We start from the raw sequence: 16782 nt of genomic DNA, 5'->3' as shown, positions 1-16782 counted from the left end.
GTATTGCCACATTTCTCGATGTATATGCTCAGTATCTGGATGTAATCTCTCCTTTTTCCGATGTATTTGCGTAAATGTTCTTGGTAAACACCTACAAGAATTTCTTTGACAAAAAACGCCAATAAGTCTATAAGAATGTGATAAACTGTTTTCAGATACATAGATTGATTATTTTAGGCATCGAAAGGTGAGATAGACGTGCGTCATACTAGAAACGGATTAATAGTGACAGGTCTCGCAACAAGCCTCCTATTAACAGGTTGTTTTGGAGACGAACCTGATCCAAAGGAAACGTTGAATGCATTTTTAGAGAATTGGTCAGCTGAACAATATGAAGAAATGTATGCAAAGCTTGATGAAGCAACAAAACAGGATGTAACGCAGGATGAATATATAGAACGAATGACTACACTGTATGAGCAGATGCAAGCAAATTCACTTCAACTGGAAGCGGTTTACCCAGAAGATGCGGAAGAGGACGCTCCAGAGGATGGCGTTTATACGGTTCCTTTAAATGTTGAGGTTTCCACGCCAATTGGTGAGCTGGCATTTGAAGAAGACATTTCCTTAACCCTTGAAGAGCAAGAAGAAGGGGATCAATGGGTGGTTAATTGGCAGGATACACTCGTCTATCCTACTTTGTCTGAAGGAGGTGGATTTGAGCTTGCTTCCATTCAGCCAACTCGAGGGGAGATCTATGATCGAAATGGGAACGGACTTGCAGTTAACGGGAAGGTTTTACAAATTGGTGGCGTGATTGAAAGAATGGAGAATCGAGAAGACTTTGTCAACGAGTTTTCAGAGGTAACGGGCGTATCTCGTGAAACAATCGAGTCTAGGCTTGATCAATCATGGGTCACGGATGAAGCGTTTGTGCCTATCCATTTTGCACCGGCTTCCCAGATTGACTGGGCTGAAAAAGAATTAAGAGAAGGTATTCCTGGAGCAAGTTACAGTGAGATTGACGGACGCGAATACCCTTACGGAGAGAGCGCGGCTCATCTAACAGGGTATATCCGTGACATTACTGCGGAGCAGCTTGAGGAATTTAAAGATAAGGGCTACGGACCAAACGATAAGCTAGGCCAAACGGGACTCGAGCGGGCATATGAAGAACGACTTCGTGGCAAAAGCGGTGGCGTTCTCTATACGACCAATGGTGAAGAGAGAGAAGAGGCTATTTTGGAGACGGAAGCGGAGGATGGAGAAGACATTACGCTGACTATCGATATGGATTTACAACAGGAAATCTCTGATGAAATTGGAGATGATTCAGGTACGGCGACAGCGATCCATCCGACAAATGGACAGGTGCTGGCACTCGTTAGTAAGCCTTCAATTGATCCTAATTTATCTGCTGTTGGTTTAACACAAAGGCAGCGTGAAGATATAAATACTGAGGATGAGCCTCAGTTAAATCGTTTTGCACAAACGTATTCACCAGGATCAACATTTAAGCTATTAACCGCTGCTATGGGTCTTGAAGCAGGGACGCTTGATCCAAATGAAACGATGGATGTAGACGGGAAAAGCTGGCAGCCAGAAGGATCTGATTGGGGTGGCTATGAGGTCACTCGTGTTAATGATTACGGTGAGCCAATTGATCTTCGTAAGGCACTAGTGTATTCAGATAATATCTACTTTGCACAACAGGCCTTAAATTTAGGGGAAGAGGAATTTACAAATCGGGCCAATGAATTTGGCTTTGGTGAAGATCTTCCCATCCCGCTGTTCCATACATCTTCATTAACGGCTGAAGGCAGTATGACAAATGATATTCAACTGGCGGACAGTGGATATGGACAGGGTCAAATTCAGATGAATCCTCTTCATCTTGGATTAACATTTACAACATTAGTGAATGAAGGAAACATGATTAAACCAGTTCTTGAGCTTGATGAGAAATCAGGAATGTGGAAAGAGGGACTCATGACACCAGAACACGCGGAGCTACTTCAACAGGATCTGGTTGATGTCCTTGAAGATTCAAAGGGAACAGCAAAAGCTGCAGCAGTTGAGGGTGTTCGAATTGCTGGTAAAACGGGAACAGCTGAACTGAAGGCGACAAAAGATAAGCCAGGACAGGAGCATGGTTGGTTTGTAGCTCTTGAAGCAAACGACGATCCAGAGCTACTTGTTGTGATGATGATTGATGATGTGAGTGATAAGGGAGGAAGCGGGTATGTGGTCGATAAAGTCGCTTCCATCCTAGAATCAAATCTTCGTTAAGCCAGTCACCTTCCTTAGGCAAATGGCATAGCATACATGGATTGCCCTAACAGGGAGGGAAGAACATGTATCCAATGAATCATTCAAGACAATTCAGACGTCCTGGGTATGGTCGTCCTCCATTTGGAGGTTTTGGAGGGTTCGGTGGTGGATTTGGCGGTGGATTATTAGGTGGTTTCTTAGGAGGATTTGCTGGAAGTACACTTTTCCAGCCTCAACCATACGGTTATTATTATCCTCCTTATCCATATCCCTATCCGCCTTACTCTCCGTACCCTTATCCATACTACCGGTCATAACAAAAAGGCTGTCAGAACACTGACAGCCTTTTTCTTTAGTAATAACCGACTCCTCCAATAATGACGAATAGGATGAAGAGAAGGACGATTAGTGCGAAGAAAAATCCTGTACCTCCGCCTTTTTTGTAGCCTGGATAGCCACAAGGCTGACAAGGAGCTCCGTAGCCGTAATATGGTTGACCATAGAATGGCTGAGCGTATCCTCCACCATAGTAACCCATATGAATGTACCACCTTTCCTTTTAGTACAACATATGGAATGGTCCTATGTTTGGTGTGCCTTAAATAAAGAATTAGGCGAGCTGTAAACTAGTTTCGAAAGTAAACTTGGATGCCATCATGAATGGCATTAGCCGCATTTTCTCTGAAACTAGCTGCTTTCATTCGTTCTGCTTCACTAGCATTTGTTATGAAACCTAGCTCGAGTAAGGTTGCAGGCATCGCCGTATTACGTAAGACACTAAAGTTGGCATCCTTGACCCCACGATCGCGAGTGCCTAGGTGACTCACGAGCTCGTTCTGGATATTCGCAGCAAGACGTCGGCCGTTTGTACTTGTTGGAAAATGATATGATTCAGTTCCTGTGGCGCTGGTCGCTGCGGCTGCATTTGCATGAATACTGACAAAGATGTCTGCATTTGCTCGGTTTGCAATGGCGGCTCGTTCTTCAAGGGCGATAAACTGATCAGATGACCGTGTCATGATGACGTTGGCTCCAGACGCTCGAAGCTTGTCCGCTGCTCGTTGTCCAACATCCAGAACAACATCTTTTTCTTGAAGGCCGTTAGCAACGGCTCCTGGATCATTTCCGCCGTGACCTGGATCAATAACAATGGTTTGTCCAGATACGGAGGCTGAACTTCCTCCATTTGAGGAACCAGATGAAAGGTATTCAGTTGCTATGTAACCCGTTTGTCCATTATAATCAATCGATGCCCAACCACTTGCGACATCAACATATGTAACTTCTTCTCCTCTTGATAATGATCCTATAATCTTACTGGATGTAGAAGGTTCGGCACGAACGTTTAATGTACCTCCTACATCAACTACCCCGGTTTGTGAAGCGTGTGCTAAGGCAGGTGCTACAACGGATCCGATCATGAATACTAAAAATAGTAGACCGACTAGACGGCTTAATTGTTTCACAGATTCAACTCCTTTTTCACTTTAATACGAGAATGTGGGTTCATTATACAGAACCATGTGATGGTTTCAAAGAATGCGAGAAACGTAGTAAAATCGAAGAAAGAGTCGAAAGTCCCGCATAGATATGCTTTTCATGTCAAGTTAAAAGCGTGTAACAGGTAAGGATTTTGAAGGAGGAGACGACTTAGAAGGAAACGATTGAATATTGGGAAAAATATAAAGGAGTGACCCTCCTGCTTCAAGAACTAGTAATAAACAATAATTGGATAATAGAATATACAAAAGAACGGTTTTAAAAAATTTGCAAAAAAGCGTCGTTTTTGAACAAAGAAGGATGTGTGGAGATGTATGTTAAGTTTACTCTTTACCTATTAATTGGATTAGCTGTTTTATATGTTCTTTTTTTACAATTCAAAATTTATCAACATAGTCACCAGGAGCAACCTGATCAAGCAGATTACTTGATTATTCTTGGAGCAAGAGTCAAAGGGGAGAAGCCATCGTTAAGTCTACAATATCGAATTGATGCTGCAGCTGAGTATCTATTAAAGAATGAGCAAACCATTGCCATAGCTTCCGGTGGTCAAGGACCTGATGAAGGAATATCTGAGGCATTGGCGATACAACGTGGACTTGTACTACTTGGTGTTGAGGAGGAACGGATTTATTTAGAGGATCGTTCAACATCTACATATGAAAATCTCCAGTATTCAAAGGAATTCATCGATGATTCAAATTCAAAAGGCATCGTGGTAAGCAACAGCTTTCATCTATATCGAGCTGTCCTTATGGCTGAAGAACAAGGTATGAATGTAACTGGACTTCCTGGCAAAACTCCAAAAATCTCAGTTGTTCAAATGCATGTCCGAGAATATGCAGCCTTAACAAAACTATATCTTGATCTATTATTGAAATAATAAAGAAGGCAAATGATTCTTAGATGGAATCATTTGCCTTCATGCTTTTCTATAAACCATACGTTTCATTTCACAGACAAAGGAAGATGGATCGTAAATTGGTCTTTCTCTAATTCAGTATCCTTATAAAAATTGTACTGATCAAGAAAAGGAGAATAGGTTTTTACGGTTACCTCTGTGCTGTTTGATGGAATGGACAAAAGGCGTAAATACCCTTGACCACCCATGGGGCCACTTTGGTAATCGGCAAGTAACTGGTATACCGTACGGTCAGGCTTGCCATCCCCGTCATCGTCAAAGCGGTCCACTTTTTTATTCGCACCGTGATAGTGCCCACATAACACAACGTGAATAGAAGCGTGCTTTGCTACAAGCTCTTTAAAAAGAAGCTCGCCTTGTTCAGAACGGGTTCCATCTGCTTTTAAGTATTCATGAACATTTAAAAATACGATCCGGTCCGGATAATTGTTAAGCACTGAATGAGCCCACTCAAGATCCTTATCCGTCATTCCCCATCCTAAATAAAGCATGAGTAAGTCCCGGTCTCCGACTGTGACAAGATCAAAATGATTTCGGTTATTTTGATCCGATCCTGCGAATTCCTTTTGATGCTTAAATCGTTTATCCCCAAAATAGTGGCTATATTTTTCATAATCAACTCTGGAATGACCGACATCATGATTGCCGGCAAGCACACCATAAGGAATTGGTGAATGATCAAGCTTCTTTAAGGCTTTATGTGCTGTTTTCCATTGATCCTTTTCTTGATACTGATCAATAATATCACCTGTGTGAACGGCATACTTGATTTGATGAGGGACTTGATTTTCCTTTATCCAATCGGTCATTTTAAAAAAGATCTCTGGATATTCTTTTGCGTAATATTGTGTATCCGTCATCCAGACAATGGTGTCGGATGTTGAGCTTGCTTCTGCGTGATCCACTGATGATTGGCAAACCGTAATCATGCTTATAATAAAGAAGATTAAGCAGATGCGAGTTCCCATAAGCGTCATTTTTTTCAACCCTGCACCTCCATTCATATTCTTAGGATGAACAGGACGAGGACTGGTTATGTATAATCGTTTGGTTGTTACGCAAAGTAACGTTATTGATCTAAGTTGTATTTCTCTGTTAAATACTGAATGAATTCCCCTGAATGAAAGTCTTCAACTAATGCATGTAAAAACGTGTAATATGTTAGCGCCTCTTTTGTTTTTTTGAGCATGCGTAAAGCCTCCTCATAATCCGCTTTTGACTTAGGTGCACTCAGTACGGCTTCATACTGTACCTGAGCTTTTTGGTTGGTTTCTACATTTATAGCAACGTCAGTACCCCATAGCTTTGTAAAAAAAGCAGAAAAGACTTGAAAGAAGTCTCCTCTCGTCTGATAAAGATCCTTGCGCTCTTCTCGTCTATAGACACGCTCGATTAGCTTGTCATCTAATAGTCTGCGTACTCCAAGACTCATACTTCCTTTACTCATACCTGTTTGATTTTTTAAATCGTCTAGAGTCATCGGTCCACCGTGAATGTATAAAGTAGAATAGATCTGTCCTAGGGAACGATTGCCCCCATACAATTCAACTGTTTGTGCCAAGCTTTTTTTAATCATCTGGTGAGTGGCAGTCATTTCATTACTTAAGTTATCAGCGTTCAATAAAATCACCTCATATTTATGAAAAAGATGAATAACTTTCATCGTTTAGTAGCCATAAGTATAGACACTAGCTAATTCGAAAATCAATATATGGATTAAATTCCATCATACAGGATATTCAATTGTATATTTCATTTTCATTAAGGTTGTCTCTTTCTTTTGCCTGATAGTGGGGGTCATGGTACGATAGACCTTAGAATTAGATAGGAGGCAAGACTATGGAAGAATTAAATCAATGGTTCGAAAAAGGATTAAGTCGCTACGCATATATCCATTCAATGCAAGTGAATCAAGAGAATCTATTAAAAATATATAACTCTTTTCATTTAGATCCATTTGAAAAGGAATCCTTACAATTACTTCAACCTAAGAAATACAGAGCACTTATTATCACTGCTGATTGGTGTGGCGATGCCATGGTTAATCTTCCTATCTTCATGAGAATTGCAGACGAAGCTCTCATTGAGACACGTTATTTTATTCGTGATGATCATCTTGAATTAATGGACCAGTACTTAACGAACGGGACGGCAAGGTCTATTCCAATCATAGTACTTATTGATCAGGATGGTAAAGAAGTCATGAGATGGGGTCCAAGAGCGCCGGAGCTTGAAGAGTTTGTTTCAAAGAAAAAAGCTCAGTTGCCTGAGAAGGAAACTGAGGGTTATGAAGCTGCATTTAAACAGTTTGTGAAAGATATGACAAACACCTATACAGAGGACCACACTAGCTGGGACTGGATAAAAAATGATCTTTTAAAGGCTCTTCAAAAAACGGTTTAAGCAGGACGAATAGCCTTGGACAAGCTAATGAGACGAACGATCCCAAAGAGGGACCGTTCGTTGTTTGCATAGAGTGAAACGTACCCGCTTACATATACGTCAACTCGTCGTGTACCTAAAATCTTGATCTTGTTAGATATGAGAGGAGGCAGCTTATGCATGCAGCAAAACAAATAGAAACGATTATTGAGAATATCGAGCGTGTGGTTGTGGGAAAACGACAAGAAATTAGCCTGAGCTTAGTTGCGATACTAGCAGGGGGGCATGTCCTTCTAGAGGATGTTCCTGGAGTGGGTAAAACAGTGATGGTGAAAGCCATTGCCAAATCATTTGGAGCACATTTTAAACGAATTCAATTTACTCCAGACCTTCTGCCTTCTGATGTTACAGGTGTATCGATCTATAATCAAAAGTCGCAAGAGTTTGAATTTAGAAGAGGACCGATTATGGCAAACATTGTTCTCGCCGATGAAATTAATCGTACATCTCCGAAAACACAATCTTCTTTACTTGAAGCGCTAGAGGAAGGGCACGTCACAATCGATGGAGACACACATGCGATTGAACAACCATTCTTTGTTATGGCTACACAAAATCCAATTGAATATGCAGGGACCTTTCCTCTACCTGAAGCACAGTTAGACCGATTCCTACTAAAAATTAAGCTTGGGTATCCAAATCCAGATGAAGAATTAGACATATTAAATCGCTTAGAGAACCATCACCCTTTGGATCAGATTACACCAGTACTGGATACAGCCGATTTACTAGAACTCCGAGCACAGGTGGGATCGGTTTATATTGATGAAGCCATGAAGTCTTACCTCGTTCAAATTGTGCAAGAAACGAGAAATGATGAATTAATTAGTCTTGGAGTTAGTCCTCGTGGCTCAATTGCTCTATTAAAGGCAGCTAAAGCACTTGCACTCGTTAATGGAAGAGACTATGTGCTACCTGACGATATTAAGTATTTGGCTATTCCTGTATTATCTCACCGTTTAACGCTTTCCACGCAGGCGCGAATGAGTGGTGTGTCAGCACACGAAGTGATTGAAAAATTGATTAATCGAATACGGGTTCCTGTTCCAAAAAGGAGGCTTACTTCTTCGTGAGGAAGAGGAGACTTTTCATTCAAACGTTTTTAAAAGGACTAGCAGGAGTACTAGTAGTAGGAGGAAGCTTCGCCTACGCGATGTTTCAAGGGGGATTTGTGAGTTGGTTTTTGTTCTATAGTGTGATGATTGTAGGACTTGTTATGACCATCTCCATTCTCATTCCTGCTACCTTTACACCAAGCCGCACATTAGGTAGATCGACGTGTTATTCGGGTGAAGCGGTTGAGGTGACCATTACAGTTAAGAAGCATAGGTTTCAACCTTTTATGTATTTAACTGTAGAGGATGTTGTTCCTTCTCATCTTGGACAGGCAACTGACACGCGAGCTATGTTCTTCTTCACAGCTGCTAGAACCTTAACCTTTACGTATCGTTTATCAAGTTTAAAAAGGGGTTCTTATGTCTTTCATGATATTCATCTGACATCTAGTGATTTTTTTGGATGGTTCGAACGAAAGCAGAAGATCAGGGTGGAAACAGAGTTTGTTGTCTATCCGAGATACTATCAGCTTGGAGATGTTCAAGCCTTTCAAACACCGAATCATTCAAATGGAGTGTCTGCAACATCTTCATTTAAAGACGAAGAGAGATCCCTTGCAGGCGTAAGGAGTTACGTTCCAGGAGACCGGTTAACAAGTATTAATTGGAAGCAATCGGCTAGAAGAAAGGAACTTATGACGAAAGAGTTTGAAACCTACGAAGGCAAGCGAACAATTATTGCGTTTGATCCGTATCGATCAACAGTCAAACCAGAACAATTTGAAGATGTCGTAGAACAGGTTGCATCCATTGCGTCGACATTTATTCAAGCGAACGTTGAAAGTCAATTAGCTGCCTTTCATAAGAATCAACATTGGATAACCGAAGAGTTGCAGGCTTTTACGTGGGAAAAGGTCTTGAGGATGCTTGCATCTATTCAAGCGAATCAACAACCAGCACCAATAATCCACCCAATTTATAGACAATGGACCAATCAAACGGTTATTTATATCTGTGCAGAGTTGGATCAACAGGTGATTCATACGATTGAAAGACTCGCCTTAGAGGGTATCGAAGTAAAGGTCTGCCTTTTAGAGTTTGAACCTGATCAAATTAGCTTGGCAGAACAGCTTCGCATAAAAGGCATTGAACCAATCTACATGACGTCTTAGCAAGGAGGAAGGTATCTATTGAATCAAAGAAGAAAACATATCCATTATGGTAGAGATGGATTCCTTTACGGCTTAAGCTTCTTGCTACTACTGGAGTGGTTGTTACCTTTACCGCTGATGACAGACACAGGCTCAATCAGATTTTTTTTGATTGCCACATTTCTCTTTTTTGTTGTTTCTTTTTTACAAACACCACTTATTGTTAGTTTTCTAGCTAGAGTGGTTATAATCTTAGGAAGCTTATATGTATTATTTCCAGCAGGAGGAACCACTCCAATTGAGTGGATTCCATTGTTTTTCTCAGACTTAACCACAAGTATATGGAGTATTTTAACCGGGAATTGGTATGACTTATCTGACGTATTTCGTAGCTTTTTGTTTCTTATCCTGCTATCAATCATGAGTTTTCTGTTATTTTACTGGACGGTTTATTTGAGAAGAATCTTCTTTTTTCTCTTATCAACCGTACTTTATGTCACAGTTATTGATACATTCACGATCTACGATGCAACTGTTGCCATTGTTCGTGTCATAGGAATTGGGGTTTTGTTGCTTGGCTTTATGTACATGTATCGAACAATTGAAGCGAATCGTTATGCGAATATTCCACGCTTATTGCCGATTCGAATGGGACTGGTGATTACAGGATTATTCGTTGTAACAGGTTTTATTAGTTTGATTCTTCCAAAGCCTGTCCCTCAGTGGGACGACCCTGTTCCGTTTCTCCAGGCTGCAGTCTCAGGTGAAGGAATGGGTCAAGGTGGCCCCCGCAGAATTGGATATGGAAATAACGATGAGCGGCTTGGCGGTGGTTTTATTGATGATGATACACCAGTCTTCCGTGCAACAGTAGAGAGAGGAGTCTACTGGAGAGGTGAGACGAAAGATTTTTATACTGGAGCTGGATGGGAGCAAAGAACTACAGCTGCTGGAGGATACAGGGGTACCAATAACTTTGGAACGACAGAAGCCGCTGAACGTACCATTAAACAAGCAAATGTAAAGATGTACAATGAGATGCGATTTTCACACATGTTTTACCCAGGCGAATGGTATTCTCAAACGATTGAGGAGCATCAAAACGATCCTGTAGTTTTAGATGAGTTCACGGAAAAAGCTGAAATTCTCTCTGGTGGAGAGGCGCTTTCCCCTCAGGAATATACCTTTGAGTATGTAGATACAAGTTACAATATTGATGGTCTTAGAAATGTAAATGGATCGGATAATAATTCAGAAATACATGAGTATTACACTCAGCTCCCCGATACCATTCCAGAAAGAGTGTTTGAGTTAGCGGAGGAGCTGACAGCCGATGCAACAAATCGATACGATCAAGCAAAAGCGATAGAAGATCACTTTCGGGGTCCTGAATTTACGTATGAAACGGAGGATGTTGCCGTTCCTGCGGCAGGTCAGGATTACGTTGATCAATTTCTTTTTGAAACGCAGCAAGGCTATTGTGACAATTTCTCTACATCTATGATTGTTCTACTACGGACACTTGATATCCCAGCTAGATGGGTCAAGGGTTTTACTGCAGGTACAATGGTTGATGTGGGGGACGAGGCAAACAGCTATACGATTTCTAATTCAGACGCTCACTCATGGGTAGAGGTCTACTTTCCGGGAGAAGGCTGGGTTGCCTTTGAACCAACTAAAGGTTTTACCAATACGTACTCATTTGATCAAGAATTTGAAAATGAAGCGGATCCGATAGAGGCACCTGATCGTGAAACAAGCCAAGAGGAAGAAGAAACAGAAGAAGTAACTGAAGATGAAGTAGAGGAAGAGGTGGAAGAGGAAGATCAAACGGAGGCTGCTGTTGCAGAGGACCAAAGTACTCCTTCTTCACCAGTTGGATTATGGGTAACAGCCTTGATCCTGCTTGCGCTCATCGTGTTATTCTTTTTCTATCGTAAGAGACTCATTACTACATTTGTTTTACTGTATTATCGTTCGAAAAAAGACGATCGCGTGTTTAATCAAGCGTACGAGAGACTATTATGGCTCCTTGAGTTGAATGGTTACAAAAGAGAATCAAGCGAAACATTAAGTGAATTTGCAACACGTTTTGATCAGCAATTTGGATTTTCCGATATGAGTGTATTAACGAGTGAGTATGAGCGCACATTATATAGTGGAAAGCCGGCTGCTAATACATGGGCTAGGCAAAGACAGCATTGGGAACGAATTGTCATGAAAATCAAGCCTTGACCACTTAAGGTTTGCCTTGTTAAAATAAGTCGGTGTATAGCAGAAGCTACGAATATCAGATGTTTTAACTTCTTAAGGCCAATGCAACGTGCATTCTGATATGAAGCTGCTGGTATTCTGCCAAAGATTCACAATAAGGCAGAGTATCAGCTTTTTTCTTTACGTATGACTTCATGGCAGAATTGTACAATTTAATAGGAAAAGGATGGAAGATCATGACTGAATTTGATCAAGAAATGATTGTTGTTCTCGACTTTGGAGGACAATATAATCAGCTGATTACAAGACGTATCCGTGATTTTGGGGTGTATAGTGAGCTTCACTCACACAAGATTACAGCTGAGGAAATAAAAAAATTAAATCCAGTAGGAATTATCTTCTCTGGTGGACCAAATAGTGCGTACGTGGAAGGATCTCCACACTGTGATCCAGCAATCTATGATCTAGGTGTACCAATTCTAGGGATCTGCTACGGAATGCAGTTAATGACCCAGCACTTCGGTGGTAAGGTTGAAGCAGCTTCTCATCGCGAATATGGAAAAGCAATCATTAGTGTTCAAAATCAATCTGAAGTATTTAAAGGACTTCCTATTGAACAATCCGTATGGATGAGCCATGGTGATAAGATTGTGGCACCACCTGAAGGATTTGTGGTCGATGCATCCAATCCATCTTGTCCAGTTGCGGCAATGAGTAATGAAGCAGCGAACCTATATGGTGTACAATTCCATCCGGAAGTTCGTCACTCTGAGTTTGGGGACGAGCTCCTTAAGAACTTTACCTTTGAAGTGTGTAAGGCAAAAGGTGAATGGTCAATGGAAAACTTTATTGAGGTTGAAACGGAAAAAATCCGTGAGCAAGTTGGAGATAAGCATGTACTATGCGCACTTAGTGGTGGTGTAGATTCTTCCGTTGTCGCTGTTCTCCTGCACCAAGCGATTGGCGATCAATTGACGTGTATGTTTATTGATCACGGACTTCTTCGCAAAGGTGAAGCAGAAAGCGTGATGAAGACATTTAGCGAAGGATTCAACATGAACGTCATTAAAATTGACGCGGCCGATCGTTTCCTTTCTAAGCTTCAGGGTGTATCTGATCCTGAGCAGAAGCGTAAAATCATCGGTAACGAGTTCATTTATGTGTTTGATGAAGAATCCGCAAACCTTAAAGATATGGATTTCCTAGCACAAGGAACTCTTTATACAGATATTATTGAAAGTGGAACTGATACAGCTCAAACGATTAAATCTCACCACAACGTGGGTGGTCTTCCAGAAGACATGCGTTTTGAACTAATCGAGCCACTAAAAGCATTATTTAAAGATGAGGTTCGTAAAGTAGGAACTGAGCTTGGTATTCCGGATGAAATCGTTTGGAGACAACCATTCCCAGGTCCAGGTCTTGGTATCCGAGTACTTGGAGAAATTACGGATGAGAAGCTTACGATTGTTCGTGACTCAGATTACATTCTGCGCGAAGAAATCAAAAAAGCAGGACTTGACCGTGAAATCTGGCAGTACTTCACAGCCCTTCCTAACATGCGTAGTGTAGGTGTGATGGGTGATGCGAGAACATACGATTACACAGTCGGTATCCGTGCCGTAACATCAATTGACGGTATGACAAGTGACTGGGCTCGTATCCCATGGGATGTACTCGAGCTAATCTCTACACGTATTGTAAACGAAGTAGCTCACGTGAACCGCGTAGTGTATGACATTACGAGTAAGCCACCAAGCACGATTGAGTGGGAGTAAGAAAGAAATGTTATCTGCCTCTGAGAAAGTATTCTCAGGGGCTTTTTTGTTGTGAAGGCTCGTCATTTTTTAATATCACATTATCCCAATTGATACATGGGGTTAATGTTGCTAGTCTACACTAGACATAGATAAAAAAGGAGGAATGGAAATGAATCGAATGAAGTTATTACGTTATGCAAGTTTGACGGGCATTCTATTTGTTGTGTTAAGTGCTGAGGCTAAGGCAGAGGAGACAACCATCCAGATCCTACATACGAACGATGCACATGGACGTGCCTTTGAGGGAGAATTTGACGGCATGGGATATGCAAAGCTAGCAGCGCTCATTGACGAAACACGATCCGAGCATTCCTTTTTACTTGATGCAGGTGATACGTTTCATGGCACAACATTTGCGTCTCTTGAGGAAGGTGAAACGATTGCACAATCCTTAAATTTGCTAGGCTATGATGCACTTGTCCCTGGGAATCACGATTTCAATTATGGATTAGAGCGACTTCAGGAACTTGAAGGCACGTTAAATTTTCCGATCCTTGGGGCTAACCTTTTAAATGATCAGCAAGAGATATTCTTTGATCCTTATCTGATAAAAGAAGTAAATGGAGTCAAGATAGGCATCTTTGGCCTTTCCACTCCAGAAACGGAATATAAAACCCATCCAAACAATGTGCGTGATGTAACGTTTGAAGATCCGTCCATCGCCGCTATTCGAATGGTCGAGCAGCTTGAAGAAGAGGGTGCTGATCTAATTATTGCATTGGCACATCTCGGTATCGACAAGTCGAGCGAATTCACAAGTGAGAAAGTAGCAGAAGATGTTCCGGGTATTGACGTGATCATTGATGGACACAGTCATTCCGAACTACAGATTGGGATGGAGGCAGGGAATGAAACGCTGATTGCTAGTGCCGGGGAATATGTCCAAAATCTTGGTGTGGTTGAACTTGTTGTGGAGGACGGTGAACTTATTGATCGAACCGCACGTTTAATCAATCAGACTGAGGTTGAAGAGATTGAACCAGATCAAGAGATGCAATCTCTATTGGAAGAGCTAGAAGAAGCCCAGCAAGAGATTCTAGCAGAACCGGTAGGTGAAACAAAAGTAGAGCTAAACGGGGAACGTGAACAGGTGCGAGTAGAAGAAACAAACCTCGGTAATTTCATTGCTGACGTATTACGTGAATCGACTGACGCAGACATTGCCTTAACAAACGGAGGGGGTATTCGAGCTTCTGTCGCTGCGGGTACGATCACAAAAGGGGATCTTGTGGAAGTCTCACCATTTGGAAATTACGGGGTCACAAAAGATATAACAGGTGAACAGCTACTGGAAGTCTTGGAAATTGGAGTAAAAGAGTACCCTGAGCCAAGTGGAGGATTTCCCCAAATAAGTGGCTTCTCGTTTTATATTGATGAAGCGGAGGAACCAAGAACTCGTGTTCACTCAGTCACTGTAGACGGAGAGCCACTGGACCTAACCAAGACCTATTCTCTTGCAACCAATGACTTTTTAGCTAGTGGCGGTGACGAGTATGAGCTATTGGCGGATCTCCCTGTCACTAATGAGTATAATGCGCTAGATGAGTTATTAATCTCGTACTTAAGAGAAGCGGGTGAGGTCTCGCCCAAGGTTGAAGACCGGATACAATTCGGAGAGGATGAGAAGGAAGGTTCAAATCACTCTGCTCAAACTGGGTCAGACTCTTCGCTTTACGTTATTCAGCCAGGCGATACGCTGTTTGAAATCGGATTACGGGAAAATGTAACATGGACTACATTAATAGAGTGGAATCCCACCATTAAAGACGAAGACCTAATTTATGCAGGTGGAACCATCAAGTTGTCAGAAGGAATTGGCCATAAGTAACAATCTCGTAAAACACACAAGAACGTCATCCCCTTCTTGTGTGTTTTTATTTGTTTTCCGAATGATGCATATGAAATCGCACTCATTGTTCGGTTTTTATTGACAAATTGAATAAAGGTTGCTAAAATCAGTTTCATAAACAAACCACATATCATGTTCGTATATTCGCGGAGATATGGTCCGCGAGTCTCTACAAGCTGCCTTAAAGAGCTTACTACGATGTTATCCCAATAGAGGACGTTAGGTCTTCTATTTTGCTGATAATGTGTACGCTCGGAGCAGGATGCTCGGAGCTTATTTTTATGGGGAAAACCCCCAAGGAGGAGCAGCATGGATCGATTTTTTGGATTAACGGAAAAAGGTACGACTATTAAAAGAGAGGCAATTGCTGGACTTACTACATTCCTAGCTATGGCATACATTTTGGGCGTAAACCCAATGATTCTTGGTGATGCTGGTATGGATGTGAATGCAGTATTTGTAGCAACAGCTCTTTCTGCTATGATTGGCTCACTAATCATGGGACTTGTTGCAAATTATCCAATCGCTGTCGCTCCTGGAATGGGATTAAATGCGTTTTTTGCTTATACAGTAGTTCTTGGAATGGGTTTAAGCTGGCAAGCAGCATTGTTTGCTGTATTTGTTTCAAGTATTATTTTTCTACTTATTACTGCATTTAAAATTAGAGAAATTATTATTAATGCAATTCCCGCAGAGTTAAAGCATGCGGCAGGTGCAGGTATTGGTCTATTTATTGCGTTTATTGGTTTAAAGAACGCAGAGATCATTGTTGCGGATCCAGCGACATTTGTTGCATTAGGTGATTTAACATCAGGTCCTGTATTACTTGCTGTGTTTGGTGTTGTTCTCACTGCCATCTTTGTGGTTATGGGTCTTAAAGCAGGCGTATTTTATGGTTTGGCTATTACAGCTGTAGTTGGTATTATCTTTGGTTTAGTAGGGCGTCCTGAGGGTATCGTAGCGTCAGTTCCAAGCTTGTCACCAACTCTTTTTGCAGCGTTTGACATTAGCAGTTCTGAAATTTTTAGTGCTCAAATGGGTATTGCTATTTTAACTTTCTTATTCGTTACATTCTTTGATACAGCGGGAACATTATTTGCTGTTGCAAACCAAGCTGGTTTCGTGAAAGATAATAAATTACCACGCGCAGGAAAAGCACTATTCTCCGATGCAAGTGGTGGAACGATTGGTGCCCTTTTAGGTACATCAACAACAACAGCATATGTTGAATCAACTTCTGGTGTAGCAGTTGGTGGACGTACCGGTCTTACTGCGGTTGTCACTGGAATTCTATTCTTAGTAGCACTATTCTTCTCCCCATTACTAGCAGTTGTTACGGGTCATGTGACTGCTGCCGCATTAATTATTGTTGGAGTGATGATGGCCTCATCTCTACGCTTTATTGACTGGACACGTATGGAAGTGGCAATCCCAGCCTTTGTTACGTTTGTAGCAATGCCATTAACGTATAGTATTGCAAACGGAATTGCACTTGGATTTATCCTTTATCCAATCACAATGGTTGTGAGTGGAAATGCGAAAAAAATGCACCCGATTATGTACTTCCTATTTGTTGTATTTGTTCTTTACTTTGCATTTTTGAGTCATTAATTAAATA

14 protein-coding genes and 1 riboswitch are annotated in these 16782 nt (G+C 41.4%); of the genes, 10 read left to right on the top strand and 4 right to left on the bottom strand.

Annotated elements, in window-relative coordinates; all coding sequences use genetic code 11:
* Positions 1-198 precede the first annotated feature (198 nt).
* Both JNO66_RS18055 and JNO66_RS18050 read left to right on the top strand, forming a co-directional pair.
* A complete protein-coding gene (locus JNO66_RS18055; protein ID WP_203090591.1) occupies positions 199-2229 on the top strand; it encodes a penicillin-binding transpeptidase domain-containing protein in 2031 nt (676 codons plus the stop codon).
* A gap of 65 nt (positions 2230-2294) precedes the next feature.
* Positions 2295-2528, top strand: coding sequence for a hypothetical protein (locus JNO66_RS18050; protein WP_203090590.1), 234 nt, complete (start codon positions 2295-2297; stop codon positions 2526-2528).
* A 35-nt stretch (positions 2529-2563) separates the two neighbouring features.
* Here the strand turns inward: JNO66_RS18050 and JNO66_RS18045 are convergent, their stop codons facing one another.
* Together JNO66_RS18045 and JNO66_RS18040 are read right to left on the bottom strand one after the other, a co-directional pair.
* The gene (locus tag JNO66_RS18045) at positions 2564-2749 is read right to left on the bottom strand and encodes a sporulation protein YjcZ (RefSeq protein WP_203090589.1); all 186 of its coding nucleotides are present in this window, start codon (positions 2747-2749) and stop codon (positions 2564-2566) included.
* 88 nt (positions 2750-2837) lie between these two features.
* Positions 2838-3677 carry an N-acetylmuramoyl-L-alanine amidase gene (locus JNO66_RS18040; RefSeq protein ID WP_203090588.1) on the bottom strand — a complete coding sequence of 280 codons (840 nt, stop codon included), beginning with the start codon at positions 3675-3677 and terminating at the stop codon, positions 2838-2840.
* Positions 3678-4021: 344 nt separating this feature from the next.
* On the opposite strand from JNO66_RS18040, the gene JNO66_RS18035 reads away from it, so the two are divergent.
* Positions 4022-4594 carry a YdcF family protein gene (locus JNO66_RS18035; protein ID WP_203090587.1) on the top strand — a complete coding sequence of 191 codons (573 nt, stop codon included), beginning with the start codon at positions 4022-4024 and terminating at the stop codon, positions 4592-4594.
* Positions 4595-4659: 65 nt separating this feature from the next.
* Here JNO66_RS18035 and JNO66_RS18030 read toward each other — a convergent pair whose 3' ends face one another.
* Together JNO66_RS18030 and JNO66_RS18025 are read right to left on the bottom strand one after the other, a co-directional pair.
* Positions 4660-5610, bottom strand: a complete 951-nt coding sequence (locus JNO66_RS18030; RefSeq protein WP_246483354.1) for a metallophosphoesterase — start codon at positions 5608-5610, stop codon at positions 4660-4662.
* A gap of 92 nt (positions 5611-5702) precedes the next feature.
* Positions 5703-6254 (bottom strand): GbsR/MarR family transcriptional regulator, encoded by a 552-nt coding sequence (locus tag JNO66_RS18025; RefSeq protein ID WP_203090585.1) that lies wholly within the window; start codon positions 6252-6254, stop codon positions 5703-5705.
* A gap of 218 nt (positions 6255-6472) precedes the next feature.
* On the opposite strand from JNO66_RS18025, the gene JNO66_RS18020 reads away from it, so the two are divergent.
* From JNO66_RS18020 to JNO66_RS17990, 7 genes are all read left to right on the top strand, one after another.
* Positions 6473-7036, top strand: a complete 564-nt coding sequence (locus tag JNO66_RS18020; protein WP_203090584.1) for a thioredoxin family protein — start codon at positions 6473-6475, stop codon at positions 7034-7036.
* 155 nt (positions 7037-7191) lie between these two features.
* Positions 7192-8148, top strand: a complete 957-nt coding sequence (locus JNO66_RS18015) for an AAA family ATPase (protein WP_203090583.1) — start codon at positions 7192-7194, stop codon at positions 8146-8148.
* Positions 8145-9302: a DUF58 domain-containing protein gene (locus JNO66_RS18010; RefSeq protein WP_203090582.1), complete on the top strand. Its 1158-nt coding sequence runs from the start codon at positions 8145-8147 to the stop codon at positions 9300-9302. The genes JNO66_RS18015 and JNO66_RS18010 overlap by 4 nt, the downstream gene beginning before the upstream one ends.
* A gap of 18 nt (positions 9303-9320) precedes the next feature.
* Positions 9321-11516: a transglutaminase TgpA family protein gene (locus tag JNO66_RS18005; protein ID WP_203090581.1), complete on the top strand. Its 2196-nt coding sequence runs from the start codon at positions 9321-9323 to the stop codon at positions 11514-11516.
* 215 nt (positions 11517-11731) lie between these two features.
* Positions 11732-13273 carry a glutamine-hydrolyzing GMP synthase gene (gene guaA, locus JNO66_RS18000; protein ID WP_203090580.1) on the top strand — a complete coding sequence of 514 codons (1542 nt, stop codon included), beginning with the start codon at positions 11732-11734 and terminating at the stop codon, positions 13271-13273.
* Positions 13274-13424: 151 nt separating this feature from the next.
* Positions 13425-15143 carry a 5'-nucleotidase C-terminal domain-containing protein gene (locus JNO66_RS17995; protein ID WP_246483344.1) on the top strand — a complete coding sequence of 573 codons (1719 nt, stop codon included), beginning with the start codon at positions 13425-13427 and terminating at the stop codon, positions 15141-15143.
* A 137-nt stretch (positions 15144-15280) separates the two neighbouring features.
* Positions 15281-15380: riboswitch (purine riboswitch) on the top strand.
* Between the two features lie 93 nt (positions 15381-15473).
* The gene (locus JNO66_RS17990) at positions 15474-16775 is read left to right on the top strand and encodes an NCS2 family permease (RefSeq protein WP_203090579.1); all 1302 of its coding nucleotides are present in this window, start codon (positions 15474-15476) and stop codon (positions 16773-16775) included.
* The last annotated feature ends 7 nt before the right edge of the window (positions 16776-16782 follow it).

Source organism: Alkalicoccobacillus gibsonii (assembly GCF_016798245.1).
Classification (GTDB): domain Bacteria; phylum Bacillota; class Bacilli; order Bacillales; family Bacillaceae_D; genus Alkalicoccobacillus; species Alkalicoccobacillus gibsonii.
Note: the sequence above shows the minus strand (reverse complement) of the source record. Positions and strands in the feature narration are given on the sequence as shown.